Origin of the sequence: Acetomicrobium flavidum (genome assembly GCF_900129645.1) — a bacterium.
Classification (GTDB): domain Bacteria; phylum Synergistota; class Synergistia; order Synergistales; family Acetomicrobiaceae; genus Acetomicrobium; species Acetomicrobium flavidum.
Map to the genome: position 1 here is coordinate 1,791,462 of NZ_FSQZ01000001.1, position 25,143 is coordinate 1,816,604.

The window sequence follows — 25,143 nt, forward strand, 5'->3', positions numbered from 1 at the left end:
ATATCAAATTATGTTGATATGTAGGTCGGAGTATGCCCAAAAGCAGGAAGTTCGACAAACGCACGTCAAAGCATTTTTTTGGCCCGCGAAAGGTTGCCCAAATGCTGGTAGCAGCTAAAATAAAAAACTGTGTCTGCGTTATCTTCATTTAGTCGTTCGGAGGTGTTGGTCTTGTTGATGCAACTTGTAAGAGCTGCAAATGGCATCCTGTGGGGTAACCTGATGATCTGGTTGTTGCTTGGGACTGGGATCTTTTACACCGTTCGCCTTGGCTTCCCGCAATTTCGGCGTTTCGGACATATGTTTAAGATCCTGCTGGGAAGCAGGAAGGCCGAGGAAAAGGGAATTTCGTCGTTTCAGGCCCTGTGTACCGGCTTGGCTGCACAGGTGGGAACGGGAAACATAGCAGGTGTAGCTACAGCACTTGTTTCTGGTGGCCCGGGTGCTGTCTTTTGGATGTGGATGACAGCGCTGGTCGGCATGGCGACTATTTCGGCCGAGGCCGTTTTGGCCCAGCTTTTTAGGGTAAAAAACGAGGACGGGACTTATCGCGGTGGGCCTGCTTACTATCTTGAAAGAGGGCTTGGCCAGAGGTGGATGGGCATCCTTTTTGCGATAAGCATCATACTGGCCATGCCATTGGTGTTCAACGCAGTTCAGTGCAACTCGATAGTTGCAGGCATCAGAGGGGCGTTTTTTAGGGACTCTTCGGCCAAAAATATAGAGCTTTATCTTGGCATAGGCGTTGCAGCCGTTACGGCCGTAGTCATCTTCGGAGGACTTAGAAGAATTGCCCGCGTGGCTGAGGTAGTCGTGCCTTTTATGGCTATCATGTACATAAGCATCGCTCTTGTGACTTTGATTTTAAACATTCATCACGTTCCGGATATCATCACCTTGATCTTTAAGAGTGCCTTTGGCGTCAGACAAGTCGCGGGCGGCATAATGGGTCACACGGTGTCTGAGGCATTGAGATATGGAGTGGCAAGGGGGCTTTTTTCCAATGAGGCCGGCATGGGGTCTACGCCGAACGCCCATGCCACAGCCGAAGTAAAACACCCTGTTCGGCAGGGGTTTACGGCCATGTTCGCAGTGTTCGTGGATACCATAGTGATTTGCTCTGCTACGGCGCTTTTCATATTGCTATCAAACCAGCTTGGCAGCGGCCTGACAGGAGTGGAACTGACTCAAGCTTCGCTAATTGATATCGTTGGCTCCTGGGGGGCCTATTTTTTGAGCATAGCTTTGACGTTTTTTGCATGGACATCGATATTGGGCAACTATTACTACGGAGAAAGCAACCTAATGTATCTCTTCCCCGGTTCGGAAGGAAGGGTAATGCTTTATATCTACAGAATTGGCGTGCTTGGGATGGTTATATTTGGAGCCGTAAGTTCGGTACCTTTCGTGTGGGAACTTGCGGACTTCTTCAACGGATTGATGGCCCTGCTCAACTTAGTGGGCATCCTTTGTCTGTCCGGCCTGGTTGTAAAGATGTTTAAAGATTATGAACGCCAGCTCGAGGCAAACCCCAAGGTAGAGCCGGTATACATCAGAAAAGATTGAGATTGCATTTGAGCGCTACGGAGCTGGCCGCGACAGTCACGATGTTTGCGTGACTTAAAGGCCAGCTTTGATATGTGCTGTGTCGGCACGCCGAGGATTAGGCCAAACTGCAGGAAGATACTATTTGAGGGCCGCTGCTTGTGCCTATCCTGGACGCCCCAGCCTCTATGAATGCATAAGCGGTCTTAAAATCACGGATGCCTCCCGCGGCCTTCACTCCCATATGGGCAGGTACGCTTCTTCGAAGCAGCATTACATCTTCAATTGTAGCCCCGCCACTTCCAAAACCCGTCGACGTCTTGACGAAATCGGCACCCGCCTCGGCTGAGAGACGGCAGGCTAATACTTTTTCCTCATTCGTTAGATAACAGCATTCTAATATCACCTTGACGATCGCAGCGCTGCCAGCTTTAACCACAGCTGATATGTCCTTTAAAACAAGCGCGCAATTGTCGTCCTTTAGTGCCCCGATGTTAATTACCATGTCGATCTCGTTTGCCCCGTCTCTTATGACGTGTTCAGTTTCGAGTGCCTTAATTTCGGAAAGGGTCGCCCCAAAGGGAAAACCGATTACCGAAGCGACATTTACGCCCCTTCCCTCAAGAAGCTCCGCGGCCTGTCTTACTCTGCAGGGATTTACGCATACAGCCGCAAAACCATATTGCAACGCCTCTTTGCATAAATGTTCTATGTCAAGGCTTGAGGCCTTCGGATTTAAATTTGTGTGGTCGATATATCTTGCTATTTCCTCGCGGGTCATATCAGCGCCTCCTTGGTCATATCGGCATATTTATTTCACAATAGCATTGCAAGAAGGGCATGTCGAGATGAGAACCTTTCCGTTGAATAACTTTTACATTAGCTTTTACTATCATATAACAGAAGGTATTATGAATTGCTTCTTAAAAGATGAAGCTCTAAAATAATATGTAAAGTGTACATTGCTGTCATTGCGGGACAGCATCACAAAAAGCGTCGTTAAGGGGGAGAAAAATGATCGAAAAGAGCTTAATCTCATCGCTTACTCAAGCGGATCCCCAAGTTTTCGGGATGATGGAAGGAGAGTTGGCCAGACAGCGCGACGGTTTGGAACTCATAGCCTCGGAAAACTTCGTTTCGCTAGCGGTCCTTCAAGCCCAAGGTTCGGTACTTACCAATAAATACGCAGAAGGATATCCTCACAAGAAATACTATGGCGGATGCGAATATGTCGAAAACATCGAAGAGCTGGCCATAAAGCGGGCGTGCGAGCTTTTTGGGGCAGAGCATGCAAACGTTCAGCCTCACTCAGGCACCCAGGCCAACATGGCCGTTTATTTTTCCGTGATGGAGCCGGGAGATACGCTTCTTGCAATGAATCTTGACCAGGGTGGTCATCTTTCGCACGGACATCCCCTGAACTTCACGGGCAGGTGGTATAAGGTCGTACCTTACGGAGTCAAACCGGATACCGAGACGATCGACTACGATGCCGTTGAGGCCTTGGCCAAAGAGCATAAGCCCAAGGTAATAGTGGCAGGTGCGAGCGCCTACCCGCGTTTCATAGACTTTAAGCGTTTCAGCGACATAGCCCAAGAAGTGGGAGCCATCTTGATGGTCGATATGGCCCACATTGCAGGGTTAGTTGCAGGGGGAGCACATCCAAGCCCGGTTCCATACGCAGACTTCGTGACGACCACGACGCATAAGACCTTGCGCGGGCCTAGAGGTGCCTTGATCCTGTGCAAGGAAAAATACGGCGCACAGCTTGATCGGACGGTCTTCCCCGGTATCCAGGGAGGCCCTTTCATGCACGTGATAGCGGCCAAGGCGGTATGTTTCCACCTTGCCATGCAACCTGAATTCAAGGAGTATGCCAAGCAGGTTGTCGCCAATGCAAAGGCTTTGGCTAAGGGTCTTAGCGACAGGGGATTTAGGCTCGTGTCAGGAGGCACGGATAACCACATGATGCTGGTAGACCTTAGGAGCAAGAAGATCACGGGTAAGGAAGCCGAAAAGGTCCTAGAGAGCGTCGGGATTACCGTAAACAAGAACATGATACCCTTCGACCCAGAAAAGCCCATGGTGACAAGCGGCGTTCGCATAGGAACGCCCGCCCTGACCACACGGGGAATGAAGGAAAAGGAGATGGACCTTGTCGCTGACCTGATAGACAGGACGTTGTCTCATCCCGACAGCGAAAGCGAAAAAGAAAAAGTGCGCCGTGAGGTCAAGGAGCTTGCTCACCGCTTTCCCCTTTATCCGGAACTGAGCAACCCTTGGTGTTAAAGTAATTAAACCAGCAAAAGCCCTGTGTCTTAAAGCACAGGGCTTTTGATTTATCGCGCGTTAAATTTAGGAGAAGGCCTCAATTGGTGCCGTTGGCAGGTCGCCCAAATCTTTTCTGGCCTTGAGCACTTTTTCTGAGGATTTGTCCCGATATTCGCGGATCTTATCCTCAAACGACCGGTCGTACAGACAAAGCATCTCTATGGCAAGCAAGGCGGCGTTAATCGCTCCGCCTATGCCCACCGCCGCAACGGGAACTCCAGGAGGCATCTGAGCGATGGACAACAGGGCATCCACGCCCTTCAATGGCCCTGCCTCCAATGGAAGCCCTATGACCGGGAGAGTAGTATGGGCAGCCAAAACCCCCGGTAAAGCGGCAGACAAACCGGCAGCAGCGATGATAACCTTGATGCCGCGGTCCCTTGCGTTCTTTGCGTAATTTGCAGCGTCATCGGGGGTTCGATGTGCAGAAGCCACGGTGACCTCAAAGGGAACGTCTAATTCATTAAAGATGTCAAAGGCCCCCCTTAGTTTATCCAGGTCGGAGTTTGATCCCATCACGATGCCGACTAGCGGTCTATCCATGTTCATTCCTCCCAATGTTTATTGTTTTAACGTTACTTCAAGGCCAGATTTTGTTAAGTGGCTTTTTAAGATTTTTTGGAAGGCCCAGGAAGCGTAACTTGGCTCCTCATATCTATGGGTCAACATCAAAAAATTAAAGCTCAGTTCATGAACGCCTGCAAGGGGAAGTTCTATCAGATCGCCTCGATTTAATTCCTCCTCGACAGCCAACCTGCTCGTGAGCGCCAGGCCCATACGATGCCTCACCGCTTCTTTGAGCAGGTCAATGTTACCGACGTCAATAATGGTTTCTATGTTGATATGATGTCTTTTGAGGAAGGCGACGGCTATCTCGTTGATGCTGGACGGAGTGGCGGCAAATACAAAGGGCGTTCCCCCAAGCTCCGCAGGCTCTATCCTATCTTTTGCCCTCCACGAATGTTCTGGCCAGGCTATTAGTGCCATGCGGTCCTCGTATATCTTGGAGATCTTAAGAAGCGGAGAGAGCATCGACGTGCCGTCAGGGACAAAGCCGATGTCGGCGGCCTTTGTCTCGATAAAGTGTTTTATCTCGTTTGCATCGAGAGTTTGGAGCATCAGGTCGATCTTGGGGTATTTATTATGGAACTCCATAAGCGGCTTCATGAGCAGATACTGGGCCAAGTGATGGGTGCTTGCCAGTTTGAGGCTTCCCACCTCTAAGCTTTTCGTGGCCTTAAGCTTATCTATTATGGAGTCAGCCTTTTCCATGATCTCCTTGGCTATCTGGTAAAACACCTTTCCATCGGCGGTTATATAAAGCCTTCTTCCTCTCTTTTGGAAGAACTTCACCTCAAATTCCTCCTCAAGCGCCTTTATCTGCTGGCTCACGGCGGATTGGGTTATAAAAAGCTTAGAGGCGGCACTCGTTATGGACATCTCGTCACAGACGGCGAGGAATGTTCGAAGTTGCTGCAGGGTCATGTAACCATACCTCCATCGGTTCAATTTATAAGCTATGCCTAAAGTATATCAGAAATAAATATTAATTGTTACTTAAACAAATTAAGATATAATAAAAATCAATAAACGATCATCGTAGTGGTGAGGATGCCGTGCTGATGCGAGAAACGTTTTGGGATGTCGTGCAACAACTTTCGCCTGGAGCAGTCGTTGAGCTGTGTTCGAAGCTTGTAAGCATCCCTAGCATTTCGGGCAGGGAGGAAAAAATCGCTTACTACTTATTCAATCTGCTTGAGACCCTCGGTTACGACGAAGTGGCCATGGACGAGATGGGAAACGTCATAGCAAGGCAGATATTTGGCGGAAGCGGAAAGCGATTGCTTTTTGAGGCCCAGATGGATCACGTAGATGCGAGAGATTTCATCGAATGGTCCTTTTACCCCTATGGGGGCATCGTAAGCGATGGGAACATCTATGGCAGGGGCACGGTCGATGCAAAGGGAAGCTTAGCCGCGATGATAATCGCCGGAAGTGAACTTAAAAAGTGCTCCGATCTGCTTTGCGGGGAACTGGCCATAGCATGTGTCGTAAACCAGGAGGTGGCCGAAGGGGTTGCTTCCTCAAAGGTATATGAGTTCTTCAAGCCCGACGGCGTTGTCATCGGAGAGGCCTCGAACTTAAACATAAAGAGGGGCCAGCGCGGAAGGGCCGAGGTCGTCATTGAAGTTCACGGTAAAATTGCCCACACTTCTTTTCCCCTTTCGGGAATAAATGCCGCCGACAAGATGGTATTTCTCCTTTCCTTCATAAAACAGCACTTCTTACCGCCTCGCCATTACCTTTTGGGAGACGGAATATTGGTTTTGACGGACCTTGAGACATCGCCCTCTTTGGGGACGAGCATCCTGCCCGACAGATGCGTGGCCACCTTTGACAGGAGGCTTTTGGTCGGCGAATCCGAAGGTCAGGTCGTTGAAGAGATAGCGCGCTTGATTGCCCTTGCCAGGGACATAGACCCTGAACTGCAGGGAGACGTGAGATTGGCCGAAGACTATGTGTCCTGTTTCACGGGGAAACGTCTTAAGGTCAAACACTTCGCTCCCGGCTGGTTTTTCGAGGAAGGGGAAGAGCTTGTCGAAAAGGCTTTATCGGGCTTGCGGGCGATCGGAATGGAACCATCTTTATCCGAGTCGGGCTTTGGGACCAACGGCTGTTATTACGGCGGGATCAAAAATATCCCGACCATAAGCTTTGGGCCCTCCAAGGAGGACTTGGCACATACGAAAGATGAGCATGTAAACATAGATCAGCTCATAAAGGCGACGCAGGGATATATGGCCATAGCCGCCTCTTTTTTGGCATAAACGCAAAAACACCAAAAATAAACGGCCGCACTGATCGGAAGGGGAGGTATTCAAGTGGCTAAGGTAAAAAAATTACGATGCGTGCTTTGCGGAAGAGAATTTGACCCAAAAAGCGATGTCTTTACATGCCCCGATTGCGGGCCCGATGGTACCCTGGACGTACTCTACGATTACGATGATGTAAGGCAGAAATTTACACCCGAGGCTTTAGCTAAAAATAAAGAAAGAAGCATCTCCCGATACATAGAGCTTCTTCCTCTAAGCGACCCGGCCTTTTTCCCAAACCTGAAGGTCGGTTGCTCACCGCTTTATGAAAGCACCTATTGGGCAAAAAAGCTGGGGGTTAAACAGGTCCTGATAAAAGACGATGGAAGAAACCCAACTGCTTCCTTTAAGGACAGGGCAAGCTTTATAGGCGTGGCCAAGGCCAAAGAGAAGGGCGCTACATCCATAGCGTGCGCCTCTACGGGTAACGCCGCAAGCTCTCTGGCAGGATGCGCTGCCGTCGCAGGGCTTGACTGCTACATATTCGTGCCCGAGAAGGCCCCGGTAAACAAGGTGACACAGCTTTTAATCTACGGGGCCAAGGTCTTTTTGGTAAAGGGTACCTACGAGGATGCCTTTAAGCTCGCCGTGAAGGCCATAGATGCTTACGGCTGGTACAACAGAAACAGCGCCATCAATCCCTATCTGGTGGAGGGCAAAAAGACCTGCGGGCTTGAGTTGGCCGAGGAGCTGTCCTTCGACCTGCCCGACAAGGTGTTCGTCTCGGTAGGCGACGGCTGCATAATAAGCAGCTTTTACAAGGCCTTTTATGACCTAAAACAAATCGGATTGATAAGTCACATCCCGCAGCTGATAGGGGTTCAGGCAGAAGGCGCTTGTCCCATATACAAGGCCTTTAAAGAGGGCAAAGACGTCATCGAAAGAAAACCTACCAACACGTTGGCCGACAGCATAGCCGTGGGCGAACCGCGAAACTGGGCCAAGGCGCTTAGGGCCGTCAGAAACTCCGGTGGCGATATGGTCGCCGTGTCGGACGACGAGATGCTTGAGGCCATGAGGTTGTTGGCACGCACCAGTGGGGTATTCGGCGAACCTGCAGGCGTGACGGGCTTTGCAGGATTGCTCAAGTACGCCCAAACAGGCAAACTGGACAGCCATGAGCGAGTTGCTGTCATCGTTACCGGAAATGGCCTGAAGGACTCAGAAAGCGCAAAAAAGGCTGCAGGCAATCCTTTCTTAGTCGAGCCCACGCTTGAGGCAGTAAACCGAGTTCTTGGATCTATGATTTAAAAATTAATTAAATAAATATAAACGAAAAGGAGAGAGCAAAGTTGATAGACCTTACCGTCAACGAAGAGATACTGAAAAAGGCAGTCGAAAGGGCGAAAGAGAGGGGCATCATCCTTCCGACATTTGAACAGATGAAAGACCCGACCAAGATTCCCCAAGCTATTAAGGAAAAGCTTAAGGGTGTAGGCCTTTGGGATGTAAATTCCCTTAACCTTTTTCGCATAACCTGGAAGAACGAGCCTAAGGAAAAGGGCGGGACATTTGGCAAGGTCAACTACTTCGTGATGCCGCCCGAGATAACCGGAGTAAAGGCCAAGATAGTGGCCTTGGTCGGCAAGTGGTTTCCCACGGGGGCACACAAAGTAGGCGCGACTTACGGTTGCCTCGTTCCGCGTCTGGTCACCGGACAGTTTGACCCGACCTCCCAAAAGGCAGTCTGGCCATCTACCGGAAATTACTGCAGGGGTGGAGCCTACAATGCCCAGCTTCTGGGGTGCGACTCCATAGCCATACTTCCTGAGGGCATGAGCAGGGAAAGGTTTGAATGGCTTAAAAGCGTCGCGGGCGAGATCATAACAACGCCCGGAGGAGAAAGCAACGTCAAGGAGATCTTCGACAAGACCTGGGAATTAAAGCGCACCAGGGAGGACGTAGTCGTATTTAACCAGTTCGAGGAGTTTGGAAATCACCTGTGGCATTACGAGGTCACAGGACATGCCATGGAAGAAGTGGTTAATGAACTGGCCACTTCCGGAGAAAGGTACTTTGGTGTCGTACTCACATCCGGTTCGGCCGGGACACTTGGTTGCGGCGACTACATGAAGACCCTTTATCCTGATAGTAAGATCGCCGTTGGTGAGGCAATGCAGTGCCCGACGCTCCTTTATAACGGCTTTGGCGACCACAGGATCGAAGGCATCGGCGACAAGCACGTTCCCTGGATCCATAACGTTAAAAATACCGATATGGTCATCGACATCAACGATGAATCCTGCCTGCGCCTGCTTAGGCTTTTCAACGAAGAGGCAGGGAAAAAGTACCTTAATTCCATAGGCGTTCCCAGGGAAGTCGCGGATAACCTATCCCTCCTGGGGATCTCGGGAATAGCCAACGTAATAGGTGCCGTGAAGATGGCAAAGTACTACGGTTTGACGGAACATGACATGGTTTTCACTGTCTTTACGGATTCTGCCGACATGTACCGCTCGAGGGTCCAGGAGATGAACGACCGTGAAGGGGCTTACGACGAGCGCATGGCGGAAAAGGATCACCACGTTCATATGTTGTCTCAGACTTCCGATTGGATGCTCGAACTTTCCTATTACGACAGATTCCGCATTCACAACCTCAAGTACTACACCTGGGTCGAGCAGCAGGGCAAATCGGCCGACGAGCTCAACGCCCAATGGTTCGATTACGACAACTACTGGGGTAGCATACACAATATGGCTCCCAAGATAGACGAGCTGATAAGAAAATTCAACGAGAGAACGGGACTTTTAAAGGGTTTGGAATAGCAGATTGAGCAGGCGTGTTAGGGGGGATCGACGTGGAACTCAGCAAGGAAATCTTATCTAAGGCCGAGGGATATAGGGCCAGCATAAGCAAGTTTTTAAGGGATATCATTGCCCTTCCAAGCCAAAGCTCGGGCGAGGAGGCGGTGATAAAAAGGATTGCCCAGGAGATGGAACATGTGGGCTTCGACAAAGTGGAGATAGACCCCATGGGAAACGTCCTTGGGTATGTGGGGAATGGTTCTAACTTGATTGCCATGGATGCTCACATAGATACCGTGGATATAGGAGACCCATCGCTTTGGAAGTTCGATCCCTACAAAGGTTACGAGGACGAAAAAGTCATAGGCGGCAGGGGCGCAAGCGACCAGAAGGGCGGAATGGCTTCCATGGTCTACGGCGCCAAGATAATGAAAGAACTAGGATTACTTGGCGATTGTACCGTGCTAATAACGGGTACCGTTCAGGAGGAGGACTGCGACGGCTTGTGTTGGCAGTACATCATCGAAGAGGACAAGATAAGGCCCGAGTTCGTCCTTCTTACCGAGCCGACGTCCTGTAAGGTCCATAGGGGTCAACGCGGCAGGATGGAGATAAAGGTTACGACAAAGGGGGTGTCGTGCCACGGTTCCGCACCCGAAAGGGGAGATAACGCCATATACAAGATGGCACCCATCATACTTGAGCTTCGAGCCCTCCACGAAAATCTCGCCTACGACGAGTTTCTGGGCAAGGGAAGTTTAACGGTTTCCGAGATCTTCTTCACGTCACCGTCAAGGTGTGCCGTCGCCGACAGCTGCACCATCTCCATTGACAGGCGTCTGACGCACGGGGAGACCTGGCAGGAGGCCTTGGCCCAGGTAAGGAGATTGCCTGCCGTCAAGGCCTGCGGCGCTGAAGTGTCCCTTTATTCCTACTCGCGTCCCTCCTGGAAAGGGTTGGTCTATCCCACGGACTGCTACTTCCCCACGTGGGTGGTAGAAGAGGACCATCCTGCCTGCAGGACCGTTGTCGAATCCTACAAAAAGCTTTTTGGCGAAGATCCCATCGTCGACAAGTGGACCTTTTCCACCAATGGAGTTTCCATAATGGGTCGTTACGGCATTCCCTGCGTTGGCTTTGGCCCGGGACACGAGGACCAGGCACACGCTCCAAATGAAATAACCTGGAAGGACGAGCTGGTGAAGGCTGCTGCCGTTTACGCGGCCGTGCCTTACGTATATTCAAATCTAAAGAGCTAGTGTGAGGGGGTAAAAATTATGCAGACGCAGTTTCATAACAAGCATTTTATAACGCTTCAGGAGTGGACCAAGGAAGAGATCGATACCCTTTTGGATGTCTCCTTTGAGCTTAAAAGGCACTTTGCCATGGGAGTTCCGACGCCTTATCTTTCCTATAAGACAATATTTTTGATGTTCTTTGAGCAATCGACGAGGACGAGAAATTCCATGGAAGCTGGCATCGCCCAGCTGGGAGGACATGCAAACTACCTGGATACCAGCACCATGCAGATTGCCCACGGGGAATCGGCCAAGGACACGGCCATAATACTTTCCCGATTTGGGCACGGCATAGCCTGCAGGAACTGCTTCTGGGGCATAGGAAACAAGTACCTGCGGGAGATGGCTCAATGGGCCACAGTGCCGGTCATTAACCTCCAGTGCGACCTTTACCACCCCATGCAGGTGCTGGCCGACCTGATGACCATCAAAGAAAAGGTCAAAGATACCCAGAGGCTTAAGGTCTCGATAATCTGGGCTTACGCCACGACCCACAAAAAACCCATATCGGTGCCACTGAGTCAGATCCTTCTTTTCCCGAGGTATGGCATGGACGTGACGCTTGCCTATCCGGAAGGATATGACCTGCCGGATTGGGCCATAAAGCAGGCAGAGGAAAACGCCAAAGCCAACGGCGGAAGCTTAAGGATCACCCACAACCAGGAAGAGGCTTACGAGGGAGCTCACGTCGTCATCCCCAAAAACTGGGGAGACTGGGTGACGAACCCCGACCCTGCTGTCATCAATCCACGCCTTGAGGCCAACAAGCACTGGAAGTGCACCGAGAAGATGATGAGCCTGGCCGACCCGGACGTGATGTACATGCATGCCCTGCCGGCAGACCGCAAGAACGAGGTCGAAGACAGCGTAATAGACGGACCTCACTCCATAGTCTACGACGAAGCCGAAAACAGGATACACACGGCCAAGGCCGTCATGACCCTGACGATGGGTGGAAAGTAAAAAATTAAGAGGAGGCGAAATAGAGAATGGCTAACCTCAAAGTCAAGATAGCGGGGATGGAGTTTGAAAATCCCTTGATAATAGCTGCCGGGCCTCCTTCCAGAAACTACGAGACCATAAAAAGAATGGTGGAGGGCGGAGCAGGTGGCGTAGTTACCAAGACCATATCCGTCAAGGCTGCAGACGTACCCCGTCCCTGTATGGCCGCCTTTAAGGAGAGCTTCATAAATACCGAGCTCTGGTCAGAACATTCCCCCGAACACTGGCTGAAGGAGGAATACGGCAAGATATCTGCCCTTCCCGTGCCCATAATAGTAGGCCTGGGCTATACGGCCGAAGAGTTGACGGAGCTTATACCCAAGACCGAACCCTTTGCCGACGCCTTCGAGCTTTCCACTCACTACGTGGGCCGCGACCTGACTCCTGTGCTAAACACGGTAACGGCTGCAAGGAAGGCCACCAAAAAGCCGATCATCGTAAAGGTAAGCCCGGGAGTTCCCGATCTGGCTGAACTCGGCAAAAAGCTTGAGGAAGTGGGCGTTGACGCCTTGGCTGCCATAAACTCCGTCGGCCCTGCCCTTCGCATAGACTTAAAGACGAGCCTTCCTTACATGGGAAGCGACACGGGCTACGGATGGATTTCGGGGCCTGCCATAAAGGGAATCGCCCTTCGACATGTCTTTGAACTGTCTCGTGCCGTCTCTATACCCGTTATCGGTGTGGGGGGAGTATCAAGCGGCGAAGATGTCGTTGAGATGTTCATGGCAGGAGCATCGGCGGTGCAGATATGCACGCAGGCGATCCTGGAAGGTCCAAAGGCCTTCAAGAGGATCGCTCAAGAAACGTCGAAGTGGCTTGACGAACACGGCTACTCGTCCCTTGATGATATCAAGGGCTTGACCGCCAAGAAGTGGTCTTCCAGAAAAGAACCCCTGGTCAAGGTTACTCCGAGCGTAGACGAGGAAAAGTGCATAGGATGTCACAGATGCGAGGAGTCCTGCGTCTACTACGCCATAAAGGTTGGCTCTTCCGGCAAGGCGGGCGTTACTCCCGATGCCTGCTTTGGGTGCGGGCTTTGCTACACGCGTTGCCCGGTCGGCGCCATTACGCTTTCTTAAACACCTGCATTAGCCCTGTAGGCCCAATGCTGCAGGGCTAATGCAAGGCCAGAGGAGGAAGAGATATGTTTAGCACGGTAAATAAGCCCGCAGAGAGGGTCGACGCCTACGAAAAGGTGACGGGAAGGGCGAAGTACGGAGCTGACCTTCAGTTTGCCGGGATGCTTTACGGCAAGGTGCTTCGGGCAAAGCAACCTTCGGCAAGGATAAAAAGCATTAACGTGGAGAAAGCTCGCGCCATACCGGGCGTATGGGCCGTTATGACGGCTCAAGACGTTCCCTGCAATGAAATAGGCGTCATCATTCAGGATCAGCAAGTCCTGGCCAAGGAACGCATTTACTACATAGGCGACGGCGTAGCCATGGTGGCTGCCGAATCCCTTGACGTTGCCGCCAAGGCCTTGGAATCCATAGAAGTCGAATACGAAGAAATGGGCGGAATTTTCGATCCCCTAGTGTCAAAGGAAAGCGATCCTATACATCCCGAAAGAGCCAGCAATGAAGTGGTACACCATAAATTGAGAAAGGGCAACGTCGATGAGGGCTTTGCTGGAAGCGATGTCATCATCGAAAGAGAGTACGAGACGCAGTTCGTGGAGCATAGCTACATAGAGCCCGAGGCCGTCGTGACAGTCCCTCACGAAAACGGAAGCCTGGTGACGATCTATGGTTCAGTTCAAAACGTCTTTGCTACCAGGGATGCCGTAGCGAGGTGTCTTAAGGCTGACCTGAGCAAGGTAAGGGTCGTTCAAAACCACATAGGCGGCAGCTTTGGCGGCAAAGATGAGGTCGTATCCGCCATGGCCTGCAGGGCAGCCCTTTTGGCCTTAAAGACCGACAGGCCCGTTAAGATGGTAAATACCAGGGAAGAGTCCATAGTCGAAAGCTATAAAAGACATCCCTATAAGATGAAATATAAGGTAGGAGCTACTAAGGACGGCAAGCTGATGGCCATGGAGATCGAGGCCGTCGCCGACGGTGGAGCTTACGCTTGCCAGACCCCGTTCGTCACGTGGAGGTCGGTTGTCCAGGCGACGGGACCTTACGAAGTGCCCAACGTCAAGACCGACACCTACGGCTACTACACGAACAACATATATACAGGCGCCATGCGCGGTTACGGATCCCCTCAGGTGATATTTGCAAACGAGTCTCTGATGGACGAGCTGGCCCAGGAACTCGGCATAACTCCGCTTGAGATAAGGCTTAAAAATATCTTAAAGAACGGTTCGGTGACGGCAAGCGGACAGAAGCTTGATCGCCACGAGGTAAGCCTTGCTGAAGTCATGAAAAAGGCCGCAGAGGCCATAGGCTACGAGGAAAAATACAAAGAATACAGCAAACCCCAAAGGGGCGACAAGCGCAGAGGTATAGGCATGGCCATAAGCTTCAGAGGATGCAGCTTGGGCGCTGAAGCCGTTGACGGTGCCGGAACGGTTTTGTCCATTCAGAAGGACGGAAGCGTTTACCTTTACAGTGGTTTGGCAGAAAACGGCCAGGGGCTTAAGACCACCTTCTGCCAGATTGCGGCGGAAGAGCTCGGCATAGACATGAAGCATATAACCTTCCTCGAGGCCAATGCCTTGATCTCGCCGGACAGCGGCTCCACCGTAGCATCGCGCTCCACCTTAGTGGGAGGAAACTCTGTCCTAAACGCTGCAATGAGGGCAAGGAAGGCCTTATCCGAGTTCTTGGCAGGCCAATATAACGTGCCTGCCGAAGGCCTGATCTTCAAAGACAGCAATATTTTTACCCCTGACGGCAAGAAGCTGATTTCCTTCGCCGAGGCTGCGAACAAAGCTTTTTGGGCCGGCGTTCAACTGTCTCATGTCGGATGGTACGTGGCGCCAAGCATCCACTGGGACGAGGAGGAAGGAAGGGGCAATCCCTACTTCACCTACGTCTACGGCTGTCAGATAGCCGAGGTCGAGGTAGACATGGGGACGGGCGAGGTAACGGTCTTGAACATGGCGGCCGCCCACGATGTGGGGCGGGCGATAAATCCTGAGATGTTGAAAGGGCAGATATACGGGGGAGTTATGATGGGCCTGGGTTATGGCATCATGGAAGAGGTGGAGACCGACGAAGGTTATATCGCGAACATCAACTTTGACGAATACATAATTCCCACCTCTAAGGACATGCCCAACATAATCCCCATAATCGTCGAAAATCCAGACCCCGACGGACCTTTTGGCGCAAAATCCATTGGGGAGCCTACGCTTGAGCTTGGGGCAGCTGCCATAGCCAACGCAATCGCTCAGGCTACCGGCAGGAGGATAAGGTCATTGCCGTTAAATTTGGAGAGGGTGCTTTTGGGCCACCCCTTGAAGAAAGGACGTGGCAGGAAATGATAGATTACGAATTCTTAAAGGCGCATTCCCTAAACGAGGCACTGGATTACCTTGGTTCCCGCGAAGGTGTTAAGGTCATCGCCGGTGGAACGGACCTGTTGGTGGACATCAGGAAGGAAAATGCACGCGCGAAGGGTTTCAAGTATTTGTTGGACATAAGCGGATTAAAGGAATTGAAGTTCATCGAAGAAAGAAAGGACTGCGTGGCGATAGGTGCTTTATCCACTCATACGATGCTTGTGGAGTCTCCCGTAATTAATAAACACTTTCCCCTGTTGGCCTCCGCTGCCAAGACCATAGGTTCCACCCAGATAAGAAACAGAGGCACCGTGGGGGGGAATATCAATAACGCCTCACCCGCCGCCGACCTGCTTCCTCCTCTCATTGCCCTAAAGGCACATGTGAAACTGCGTACTTTAAATGGCGAAAGAAAGCTTCCACTGGACGAGTTTTTGGCCGGTCCCTACAGGACGAACCGTCAAAGCGGGGAAATGATGACTGAAGTATGTGTGCCCTTACTTGGTGAAGGTTATTTTACTAACTTTCAAAAGATAGGAAGAAGAAAGGCCATGAACATAGCCAGGCTTAATCTCGCGGTCGTCTTGGGCATAAAGGACGATACAATCTTTGACCCTAGAATTGTGCCGGGCGCAGCGACAGCATACCCGATTCACTTCGGCAAGACCGAGGAAGCGATCGCCGGCAAAAGGATTGACGAAATTGATCCAGCAAAGATAGGCGAAATGGCAAGCGAGGAGATGATCTCTGCCACGGGCGTTCGCTGGTCCACGCCTTACAAGCGCATAGCCCTGGCAAGCCTGGTAAAGCGCGCCTTGGAGACGATTTTTACGGAGGCGAATGCCGATGAGTAATATCGAAGTCACCATCACCGTAAATGGGACGAAACATCGCCTTACAGTCGGGCCGAAGGAAAGGCTGCTTGACACCTTGCGGGAGCGTCTTCACCTTACGGGCACGAAGGAAGGTTGCGGCGTCGGGGAATGCGGAGCCTGTACGGTAATACTTGACGGTGAGGCGGTGCATTCCTGCATGGTCTTGACGGCTCAAGCCGACGGAAGCGAGGTCCTTACCGTCGAAGGCTTGGAGGTCGACGGACGCCTTCATCCGCTGCAGGAAGCGTTTATAAAGCATCACGCCGTACAGTGCGGATTTTGCACGCCCGGCATGCTCATGTCCGCCAAGGCCTTGCTCGACAAAAACCCAAACCCTACCAGGGAGGAGATAAAGACCGCCATAGAGGGAAACTTGTGCCGCTGTACTGGGTATGAGCAGATCATAGAGGCGATAGAAAGCGTGGCAAAGGAGCCTCATATAAATCGCTAACCTTTGATCGGGCACGAACCTTATCCCCATTTTCGATCGAAGTTAAGGTTCGTGCAGGTGGAGTTGGCTAAAAGGATGTTTATTTTTACCGGATTTTGCTGTTTTCTATAAAACTTTGAATGCAGTTTTGGGCAAACCTAAAAGGAGGCTGTATTATGCCTAAGAACAGAGCAAACGATTACGAGCTGACAGCTGTTCCGTTTGATCAGCGAAAGACTTTTCTTGGCGTTACGATGGTATGGACTGGATTCGTGTTTGTAATTGCCAGCATGGTTGCAGGGGGCGGTTTGGCGGCTGGACTCACGTTTAAGGAGATAGTTTGGGTCACCATACTTGGCAATTGTTTTTTAACAGTGGTTGCTTCCCTGATCTCTGTAATATCCTGCAAGACCGGATTGACTTTTGCCCTCATAACGAGATACAGCTTCGGTATAAAAGGTTCTAGAATAGCGTCATTTTTTGTACCTATAGTTAACATAGGCTGGTACACAATCCAGTCAGCGTTATACGGGCATTTAATAGCACAACTATTACATCTGGGACCTATAGGGGAAGGTATTGCCATGATTGCCAGCGCTATCCTCATGGGTGTATTTGCCTTGATAGGGATAGATGCCCTCACTGTGTTGGGGTATGTGGCCATTCCCAACATAATATTTCTTTCCATTGCAACCACGATGAAATCTGTACAGCTTTCCGGCGGTTGGAGCAGTATATCTCAATATATACCAGCTTCGCCCACTACGTTAGGCTACGCGTTTTCCATAGTTGTAGGTACGTGGATATTTTCAGCTTCAACTTGTATTGCCGATATCATGAGGTATGCCAAAAACACGAGGGAAGCCGTTTTGAGCGCTGGATGCGGATTGGTCGGGGGAAACAGCTTATTAATCATATGCGGTGCGATTACCAGCATAGCGATGGGTGACAGCGACCTTACCAAGGTGTTGCTTGATATGGGGCTTGTAATACCTAGCATAATATTGATGAGTACCAATATATGGACCACCAATGCAGCGAACGTCTATTCTACCAGTTTAAACCTTGCCAATGCACTAAATAAGGGCAAAAAAGGAATTTTGGCGGTGGTATTGATCGTCTCGGCTTTGCTTACCTTGACCAAACCTTACAATATAGGCATATTTTTCGTGTTCTTAAATACGCTAGGAAACATAGTTCCGCCTCTTCCTGGGATCATTTTCGCTGATTATTATGTTTTAAAACACAGATATTACGATACGTCAAAGCTAGGTTACGATGACTGGAATTATATTGCCTGGCTTTCTTGGGTCGTATCTGTATTATTAGTATTTGTCGTTAAGGTTGGATTTCCACCTGTAAACGGCATATTATTCGGATTTTTTACGTACTTGTTATTGTCTGTTTTGTTAAAAAGAAAGCATACTTATATACAAAGTAGGTGATTTCTTTGACTGATGCAAAGAAGATAAGGCAAGGCAGATTATTTGCGGTTATAGGTATTTTTATAATGGCTGTTGGATCTTTTATGGCATGTTTAAGCAATACAGGTAGCGGAATAAATACGGGCAATATATTGCTAATTTTAAGCTTGGCCCTGACGACATACGGTTTTACGTATTGGCGACCTTAAAGCTTTAGTGATTGTTAATTTCTAAATTGAATCTTGGGTGGTGGAAATTAGTGAGAGGCCAATTTGATGAACTTGATCATATTAAATTCTTACGTTTGGCAATTGAAATCTCCAGTAAGGCTAGGAAATCAGGTAACACACCTTTCGGAGCTGTGCTTGTAGGTCCTACGGGTAACGTGTTGCTTGAACAGGGAAACGTAGAAATTACTGAGAAAAGATGTACGGGGCATGCTGAATTGGTCTTGGTCGAAAGAGCGTCGCGAATTTACGACAAGGAATTCCTATGGCAGTGTACGCTTTATACCTCAGTGGAGCCATGTGCTATGTGCACGGGAGCGATCTATTGGTCTAATGTCGGAACCATAGTCTACGCTTTATCCGAAAGGCAACTGTTGGCCCTGACGAGGGATCATCCGCAAAATCCGACGCTTGACCTCCCGTGTAGGGAAGTGATAGCCCGCGGTCAGAAGGACATTTGCGTGATAGGACCCTTTGATGAGCTTGCAAATGAGGTAATTGAGGTCCATAAGGGATATTGGGAATGATAAGTTCAGGTATTTTGCTGCAAGGAAAGGAGGGGTGTGAATGTTAATCCTAAAGGGCGGAAGGATTGTAACCTTGGGAGAAGATTGCAAGGTCATAGAAGACGGCGGTCTGGTCATAAACGGTGAAACTATAGCTGCCGTGGGCAAAAGTGACGATATCCTTGCAAAATATGGCAATAAAGAAGGGGTAACGGTTAAAGACTTGGGCGGAAGGCTTGTGATGCCGGGCTTTCTCAATGCCCACATGCACCTTTACAGCAGCTTCGCCCGCGGCATGTCCATAGCAGGTCCCTCGCCAAAGACCTTTACGGAGATACTGGAGCGGCTATGGTGGAGCATGGACAAAGACCTTATGACGGAAGAGGAGCTTTACTACAGTGCCCTTGTAGGCGCCATAGAATCGCTTAAAAGCGGGACGACCGCGATACTTGACCATCACGCATCCTTCGGCATGATCGAAGGAAGCCTTGACGTGCTCGAAAAAGCCTTAAAGGACGTTGGAATTAAGGGGTCTTTGTGTTTTGAGGTCTCTGACCGCTGGGGACCGAAGGCAAGAGATGCCTCCATAGAAGAAAACGTGAGGTTCATAAAAAAGAACGCAAACGATCCCTTTGTTCGGGCGATGTTTGGACTTCACGCTTCTTTCACGCTTGAGGATGAAACGATAAGGCGCTGCGTGGGGGAAGCAAAGGATCTCAACGCTGCCTTTCATTTTCACTTGGCCGAAGGTTTGGCTGACGTTACCGATGCCAGGGAAAGAGGCTACAAAGGGGTTGTTGACAGGCTCTACGACCTTGGTGTGCTAATTCCGGGAAGCCTTGCCATTCATGGCGTCCATATCGGAGAGCCTGAGGTAGAGCTTTTGGCGAAATGTGGCGTAAATGTCGTTCATAACCCGGAGTCCAACATGAACAACGCCGTGGGCGTGCCAAATGTCGTGGGGATGATAGCAAAGGGCGTAAACGTGGGTTTGGGCACCGACGGTTACACTCCTTCCATGCTTGAGTCGGCCAAGGTGGCTTACATAATACACAAACACGAGCGTCGGGATCCGACCGTGGGCTGGACTGAGACGGCCAAGATGCTTTTTGAGTCGAACGCTGCGATCTTTTCTGCCCACTTCAGTAAATCCATGGGGGTTATAAAGGAAGGAGCTGCTGCCGACCTGGTCGTCCTTGATTACTATCCGCCTACGCCCATAACGCCTCAGAACCTTTTAGGCCATCTTATATTTGGCATTCGCGATAGCGCGGTAAATACCGTCATTGTGGAAGGTAGCGAGGTCGTAAAAGACCACGTCCTGGTGAGCATGGACGAAGAAAGCGTCATGGCGAAAGCCAAAAAGGTAGCTGAAAGTTATTGGAAGAAAAGGAGTTGAGGGCGATGGAGTGGTACCGGCCAAAGAGCTTGGAAGAGCTGACAAAGCTTTTAGGCGAGGATGGCGTGCTTATTCATTCGGGAGGCACGGCCATTAAGGAAGACAAGATCAAGTCGGCGACAAAAGTCGTAGACTTGTCGAGCCTTCCTCTAAGATATGTGAAAAAGGAAGGAAATAACTGGCATATAGGAGCTACAGCCACGCTTAGAGATGTCATCGACATATTGGGCAAAGAGGAATGTTTCAACCCGCTGGTGAAGGCCTTGAAATGCACGGCAACGACCCCATTGAGAAACCGCATCACCATCGGTGGAAGCGTGTTTTTGTCGCCCCTTTGGTCCAACTTTATGGGTCCACTTTTAGCGTTGGATGCAAAATTGAACGTTGTAGGCAAATTAAACGGCACCTATTCATATGAAGAGTTCTTGTCGAACAAGGCCAAATTTCAGGGATGCGCCGTGACAGAAGCCAGTTTTCAGGCAGATGCCTCGACGCGCTTCTTTTTCGACAGGTTTGCCCGTACCGCAAACGATTATTCCGCTTTGACCGTTACGTTGGGCTTTTCCATGAAGGGCGATGTTGTAGATGAGGCAAAGATAGTCGTTACCGGTTGTAAGAAGGTCTACGAAAGGCTGGATGCGGTTGAGGCCGGCCTTAAGGGTAAATCGCTGAAAGCTATTGACCCTGATCGCCTTTTTGATGACGTGAAACTTGAGTTTGCGGACAAACCAGCCGGAAGCGGCCCTTACCTGGCTGAGGTCGCAAGGGTATTGATCATGCGCGGGTTTGACGCCTTAGCAAGTGCGAGGTGATAGAGATGAAAGCCCTATTTAAGATAAACAAAAAAGCCTACGAACTTGAATTTGCCCCTAACGCCAAACTGCTTGACGTCTTGCGGGATAACGGGTTTACGGAGGTCAAGTGCGGCTGCAGGGAGGGCTTTTGCGGGGCCTGTAGCATCCTGCTCGACGGAGAGCTCGTTAACTCCTGCATGGTTTATGCAGCCTCCGTCGGGGATAGGGAGATCACCACGGTAAAAGGCATCGGAAGCATTCATGAACCTCACCCCATCCAGGAGGCCTTCGTCGAGGCGGGTGCCGTGCAGTGCGGATTTTGCACCCCCGGTATGGTGCTTGCCACTTACGCCCTCCTTCAAAGAAACCCTGACCCGAGCGATGAAGATATAAAAGAGGCCTTGGACGGGAATTTCTGCAGGTGCACGGGTTACGTGAAGATAATCGATGCCGTGAAACTGGCCGCAAAGAAGGTGAGATAAATGAGTGAATACTTAAATATCGGCAAGGACAAAAGGAAGGTCGATGCCCTGGCGCTGGTTGCGGGAGAGCCTCTTTTCGCCGACGACTATCCCCTGCATAACCCCCTCCACATTGCCTTTCTTTACTCTCCCCATGCCCATGCCAAGATAAAGTCCATAGATACGAGCGAAGCCGAATCGATGCCTGGAGTCGCGCTGGTGTTGACCTACAAAAATACCCCGAGGGTGCTTTACACCTCAGCCGGCCAGTCCTATCCGGAGCCGTCGCCCTACGATATGTACATGTTTGACGAAAAGGTGAGGTTCGTCGGCGACAGGGTAGCCTTAGTAGCCGCCGAATCTCTAGAGATCGCAAAGGAAGCCCTAAAGAAGATCAAGGTGGAATACGAGATGCTTCCTGCCCTTTTCGATATTGAAGAGGCCGAAAAGGATGGGGCTCCCGTGCTTCACGACGGAGAAGAGCACGTCATGATACCTTCTGCCATCTACAGGCCGGAGAAAAACGTGGCTGCCAGGATAGCCTTCTTATATGGCGACTCGCAGAAAGGATTTGAAGAGGCCGATTTCGTTCACGAAGCCTCTTACTACACCCACATTGCCTCCCACTGTGCCCTGGAGACGCACGTGACGAAGGCCACCTTCGATCACTACGGAAGGCTTGTCTTGATCACCTCGACTCAGGTTCCTTTTCACGCAAGGAGGATCGTATCGAGCGTCACCGGAATTCCCTTAAACAAGATAAGGGTTATAAAGCCGCGCGTCGGCGGAGGGTTCGGGAGCAAGCAGGAAGTGCTGCTTGAGCCTTACGTCGCGCTTGTGGCATGGAGGACGAAGCGGCCGGCGCAGATCGTCACCTCCAGGGAGGAGTACTTCGTATCGGGCAGGACGAGGCACGCCATGCGCTCCAGGATAAAGATTGGCACGAAAAAGGACGGCACCATCGTCGCCATGGAGATAGATGACCTCATGAACGCGGGTGCCTACGGGCCTCACGGGCCAACAGTATTGTCCAACACGGGAGCCAAGGTGTTGCCGTTATTCAATAAGATAAATAACGTGTCGTTCTACGCCGATTGTGTCTACACTAACCTCCCGGTGGGCGGAGCTTACCGCGGCTACGGAGCAACCCAGGGGTTCTTCGGCCTCAATCAGCACTTGGACGAAATCACGAGGAAGCTCGGGATAGACATGGCCGAGTTCGTCAAGAAATGGCATATAAAGACCGGTGAGACCTCAGAAGTGTTCAAGGCAATAGGCGAGGGCAAAACAGGGCATGAGCAAATTGTTACATCCTGCAAATTATCTGAATGCATAGATGAAGCTGCCCGTGCCATTGGCTGGAAAGAAAAGCGCGGCGCAAGGCGCAGAGTTGGCGACAAGCTCTACGGCGTGGGCATGGCCGTTGCCACGCAGGGGTCGGGCATCCCGCTGGTGGACATGGGTGCCGCCCACATAAAGATGAACGAGGACGGCTCCTTTAACCTCTTCGTTGGCGCTACCGACATAGGAACCGGGTCTGACACCGTGCTGGCCCAAATCGCGGCAGAGTCGCTTCATGTGCCCTTTGAAAAGATCATAGTGCTTTCCTCCGATACCGACCTTACGCCCTATGACGTGGGAGCGTATGCGTCTTCTACGACCTACGTATCGGGCAACGCCGTAAGGGTTTGCGCCGAAAAGGTCTTAGAGCAGGTATTAAAGGTAGCTTGTGAAATGCTTGAGTGCTCAAGGCAAGATTTGGCCCTTGGAGTAGAAGAGGTCATACATGCAAGAAGCGGCCGAAGGCTAAGCTTCAAGGACATCGCCTACTACGCCTTTTACACGAAAAACCAGTTCCAGATAGAAGACAGCGCGTCCTTCGTCAGCCCCGTGTCACCCTTCCCCTTCTGCACCACCTTCGCCGAAGTGGAAGTCGATATAAGGACCGGGATCGTCAGACCCCTCAAGGTCGTGACGGCTATGGACTGCGGCAACGTCTTAAATCCGAAGCTTGCCGAAGGGCAAGTGGAAGGCGCCGTCTTAAACGGCATAAGCTTTTCTCTCTGCGAGGAGTACCTCTTTGACGAGAAGGGCAGGATGAAAAATCCCAACTTCTGGGACTATAAGGTCTATAAGACCACGGACTTGCCGGAGATCGTCACTATACTCGTGCCTTCTTTCGAGGAATACGGACCTTACGGGGCCAAATCTGTAGGAGAAGTTGCCATCAACACGCCTGGGCCGGCCATAGCTAACGCCATTTACGATGCTGTTGGAGTTAGGATATACAACCTTCCCATGACCCCGGAACGCGTCCTTAAGGCAATAAAGGAAAAGGGTATAGGATAAAACTAGAAGGGGTGTCCTTTGGCACCCCTTTGTAATTAGCAAGGATGGTGAAAAATATGGCATATGATCCAGAACAGCCGGTGTTCGAGCAGGAAATTCAAATGCTGACTAAGCCCATTCTTACCATCGATGAAAAGCCCAAGTCGGTCTTTGAGACGCTTTATTATGCCCTGCAGCTCACGTTGGTAGATTTCAGCCCCTTCATATGGGCCACGGCCTTCGTTGCCATGGCAGGACTTCCGGAGAGCATCACGCCTTCAATGATAAGCTACTGCTTCATAGGAGTCTTTGTGGCCACCATGATACAGACCACTTTGGGAAACAGGCTGCCCGTCGTTCAGCTTCCTTCGGTTCCCATATTTATGAACATGGCCTCCATTGCAAAGACCTATCCCTTTGGGCTTACTACAGCTTGGGGGGCTGCCTTCGCCAGCGGCATCATAGAGGGGTTGATCGGCACCTCCAGGGTCCTTACGGTGCTCAGGAAATTCATGCCTCCAGTTGTCGTAGGCTCAGTGGTCGCGACTATAGGGTTTGTAATAACGCGCATCTCACTTTCGTGGATCTTTGCTAAGACAGAGCCTTTATATTTGATATTAGGGATAGTCAGCTTCCTGTTTGCCCTGTTTTTGAGGTTTAAGCTAAGGGGGCTCATATCCCGGGGGTTTGTGCTCATCTCTATATTGGTAGTGGGAGTGCTTGGCGGTACGGTGCTTGGCATATTTGATTGGGGCAGCGTAGCTAGGGCGCCGTGGATAAGCCTTCCAAAGCTTTTTCCCTTCAAGGGATGTGATGGGGCAAGCTCTCCCTTCATCTTCAGCTTTTCGGCCATACTGCTGGTATTGACGGGCTATGCCTGCTCGATATTTGAATCCATCGGAGATTATGCGGCCATTTGTACAGCGGCAGCCGAACCTTACAAGGTAAAACACATGAACAGGGGCATAGCGGCTGAGGGCTTTTCATGTGCCTTGTGTTCGCTCTTTGGCGGGCTTCCCGTAACAAGCGCAAGCCAAAACGCCGGCATCATTGCCTCAACGGGTGTGGCAAGCAGGATCGTGACTCAAACTGCCGCCTTCATATTCCTGCTTTATGGCCTGTCGCCGAAGTTGACGACAATTTTGGCGGCCATACCCAAGTCCGTGGTGGGAGGAGCTTTCATAATAAGCGCAGGCCTCATATTGCTATCCGGAATTAACACCGTGATGTCGGATGTGAAGGATAACTTCGGCAACATGATCGTAGCAGGGGTAACGCTTGGAATCTCCGTCATGATGCCTTATTACCTCAGCCTGGATAGAAGCGCCTGGCTTGGTACGCTTCGTCCCTTCACGAAGCTTTACCTGACCAGCAACGTATTTTTGGCGGTTACTATAGGTATAGTCTGTAATTTACTGATAAACTATGTGTTTTATAATAAGAATAACTAGT

The 25,143-nt window shown here is 50.7% G+C and carries 21 protein-coding genes; 18 read left to right on the top strand and 3 right to left on the bottom strand.

Features of this window, described 5'->3' with window-relative positions; all coding sequences use genetic code 11:
• Window positions 1-177 precede the first annotated feature (177 nt).
• The gene (locus tag BUQ78_RS08865) at window positions 178-1,566 is read left to right on the top strand and encodes an alanine/glycine:cation symporter family protein (protein WP_074200217.1); all 1,389 of its coding nucleotides are present in this window, start codon (window positions 178-180) and stop codon (window positions 1,564-1,566) included.
• Between the two features lie 97 nt (window positions 1,567-1,663).
• On the opposite strand, the gene deoC is transcribed toward BUQ78_RS08865, so the two are convergent.
• A complete protein-coding gene (deoC, locus tag BUQ78_RS08870; RefSeq protein ID WP_074199951.1) occupies window positions 1,664-2,326 on the bottom strand; it encodes a deoxyribose-phosphate aldolase in 663 nt (220 codons plus the stop codon).
• A 233-nt stretch (window positions 2,327-2,559) separates the two neighbouring features.
• Between deoC and BUQ78_RS08875 the strand changes: the two genes are divergently transcribed.
• Window positions 2,560-3,834 (top strand): serine hydroxymethyltransferase, encoded by a 1,275-nt coding sequence (locus tag BUQ78_RS08875; RefSeq protein WP_074199952.1) that lies wholly within the window; start codon window positions 2,560-2,562, stop codon window positions 3,832-3,834.
• A 66-nt stretch (window positions 3,835-3,900) separates the two neighbouring features.
• Here BUQ78_RS08875 and purE read toward each other — a convergent pair whose 3' ends face one another.
• Both purE and BUQ78_RS08885 read right to left on the bottom strand, forming a co-directional pair.
• On the bottom strand, window positions 3,901-4,419 hold the full coding sequence (purE, locus tag BUQ78_RS08880) for a 5-(carboxyamino)imidazole ribonucleotide mutase (protein WP_074199953.1): 519 nt from the start codon (window positions 4,417-4,419) through the stop codon (window positions 3,901-3,903).
• An 18-nt stretch (window positions 4,420-4,437) separates the two neighbouring features.
• Window positions 4,438-5,361 carry a LysR family transcriptional regulator gene (locus BUQ78_RS08885; protein ID WP_074199954.1) on the bottom strand — a complete coding sequence of 308 codons (924 nt, stop codon included), beginning with the start codon at window positions 5,359-5,361 and terminating at the stop codon, window positions 4,438-4,440.
• A gap of 137 nt (window positions 5,362-5,498) precedes the next feature.
• On the opposite strand from BUQ78_RS08885, the gene BUQ78_RS08890 reads away from it, so the two are divergent.
• From BUQ78_RS08890 to BUQ78_RS08970, 16 genes are all read left to right on the top strand, one after another.
• Window positions 5,499-6,704, top strand: a complete 1,206-nt coding sequence (locus tag BUQ78_RS08890; protein ID WP_074199955.1) for a YgeY family selenium metabolism-linked hydrolase — start codon at window positions 5,499-5,501, stop codon at window positions 6,702-6,704.
• Window positions 6,705-6,758: 54 nt separating this feature from the next.
• Window positions 6,759-8,000, top strand: coding sequence for a threonine synthase (locus tag BUQ78_RS08895; protein ID WP_074199956.1), 1,242 nt, complete (start codon window positions 6,759-6,761; stop codon window positions 7,998-8,000).
• A 41-nt stretch (window positions 8,001-8,041) separates the two neighbouring features.
• Window positions 8,042-9,517 (top strand): pyridoxal-phosphate dependent enzyme, encoded by a 1,476-nt coding sequence (locus BUQ78_RS08900; RefSeq protein WP_074199957.1) that lies wholly within the window; start codon window positions 8,042-8,044, stop codon window positions 9,515-9,517.
• 32 nt (window positions 9,518-9,549) lie between these two features.
• Complete coding sequence (locus tag BUQ78_RS08905; RefSeq protein WP_074199958.1) at window positions 9,550-10,755, top strand: YgeY family selenium metabolism-linked hydrolase; 1,206 nt, start codon at window positions 9,550-9,552, stop codon at window positions 10,753-10,755.
• A gap of 18 nt (window positions 10,756-10,773) precedes the next feature.
• On the top strand, window positions 10,774-11,757 hold the full coding sequence (locus tag BUQ78_RS08910; protein ID WP_014807195.1) for an ornithine carbamoyltransferase: 984 nt from the start codon (window positions 10,774-10,776) through the stop codon (window positions 11,755-11,757).
• 26 nt (window positions 11,758-11,783) lie between these two features.
• Window positions 11,784-12,875 carry a 4Fe-4S dicluster-binding protein gene (locus BUQ78_RS08915; protein WP_074199959.1) on the top strand — a complete coding sequence of 364 codons (1,092 nt, stop codon included), beginning with the start codon at window positions 11,784-11,786 and terminating at the stop codon, window positions 12,873-12,875.
• A 65-nt stretch (window positions 12,876-12,940) separates the two neighbouring features.
• Window positions 12,941-15,229, top strand: a complete 2,289-nt coding sequence (locus BUQ78_RS08920) for a xanthine dehydrogenase family protein molybdopterin-binding subunit (RefSeq protein WP_074199960.1) — start codon at window positions 12,941-12,943, stop codon at window positions 15,227-15,229.
• Window positions 15,226-16,101, top strand: a complete 876-nt coding sequence (locus tag BUQ78_RS08925; RefSeq protein WP_074199961.1) for an FAD binding domain-containing protein — start codon at window positions 15,226-15,228, stop codon at window positions 16,099-16,101. Before BUQ78_RS08920 ends, BUQ78_RS08925 begins: the two co-directional genes overlap by 4 nt.
• Window positions 16,094-16,573, top strand: a complete 480-nt coding sequence (locus tag BUQ78_RS08930; protein WP_074199962.1) for a (2Fe-2S)-binding protein — start codon at window positions 16,094-16,096, stop codon at window positions 16,571-16,573. The genes BUQ78_RS08925 and BUQ78_RS08930 overlap by 8 nt, the downstream gene beginning before the upstream one ends.
• Before the next feature lie 155 nt (window positions 16,574-16,728).
• The gene (locus tag BUQ78_RS08935; protein ID WP_074199963.1) at window positions 16,729-17,997 is read left to right on the top strand and encodes a cytosine permease; all 1,269 of its coding nucleotides are present in this window, start codon (window positions 16,729-16,731) and stop codon (window positions 17,995-17,997) included.
• Between the two features lie 238 nt (window positions 17,998-18,235).
• The gene (locus BUQ78_RS08945) at window positions 18,236-18,730 is read left to right on the top strand and encodes a nucleoside deaminase (protein ID WP_074199964.1); all 495 of its coding nucleotides are present in this window, start codon (window positions 18,236-18,238) and stop codon (window positions 18,728-18,730) included.
• 40 nt (window positions 18,731-18,770) lie between these two features.
• Window positions 18,771-20,108: a putative aminohydrolase SsnA gene (gene ssnA, locus BUQ78_RS08950; RefSeq protein ID WP_074199965.1), complete on the top strand. Its 1,338-nt coding sequence runs from the start codon at window positions 18,771-18,773 to the stop codon at window positions 20,106-20,108.
• Entirely contained in the window at window positions 20,090-20,920 is an 831-nt protein-coding gene (locus BUQ78_RS08955; protein ID WP_318259601.1) for an FAD binding domain-containing protein, read from the top strand. The genes ssnA and BUQ78_RS08955 overlap by 19 nt, the downstream gene beginning before the upstream one ends.
• Window positions 20,921-20,925: 5 nt before the next feature.
• The gene (locus BUQ78_RS08960; protein ID WP_014807185.1) at window positions 20,926-21,384 is read left to right on the top strand and encodes a (2Fe-2S)-binding protein; all 459 of its coding nucleotides are present in this window, start codon (window positions 20,926-20,928) and stop codon (window positions 21,382-21,384) included.
• Window positions 21,385-23,712 carry a xanthine dehydrogenase family protein molybdopterin-binding subunit gene (locus BUQ78_RS08965; protein ID WP_074199966.1) on the top strand — a complete coding sequence of 776 codons (2,328 nt, stop codon included), beginning with the start codon at window positions 21,385-21,387 and terminating at the stop codon, window positions 23,710-23,712. It begins immediately after the preceding gene.
• 56 nt (window positions 23,713-23,768) lie between these two features.
• On the top strand, window positions 23,769-25,142 hold the full coding sequence (locus tag BUQ78_RS08970) for a uracil-xanthine permease family protein (RefSeq protein WP_074199967.1): 1,374 nt from the start codon (window positions 23,769-23,771) through the stop codon (window positions 25,140-25,142).
• The last annotated feature ends 1 nt before the right edge of the window (window position 25,143 follow it).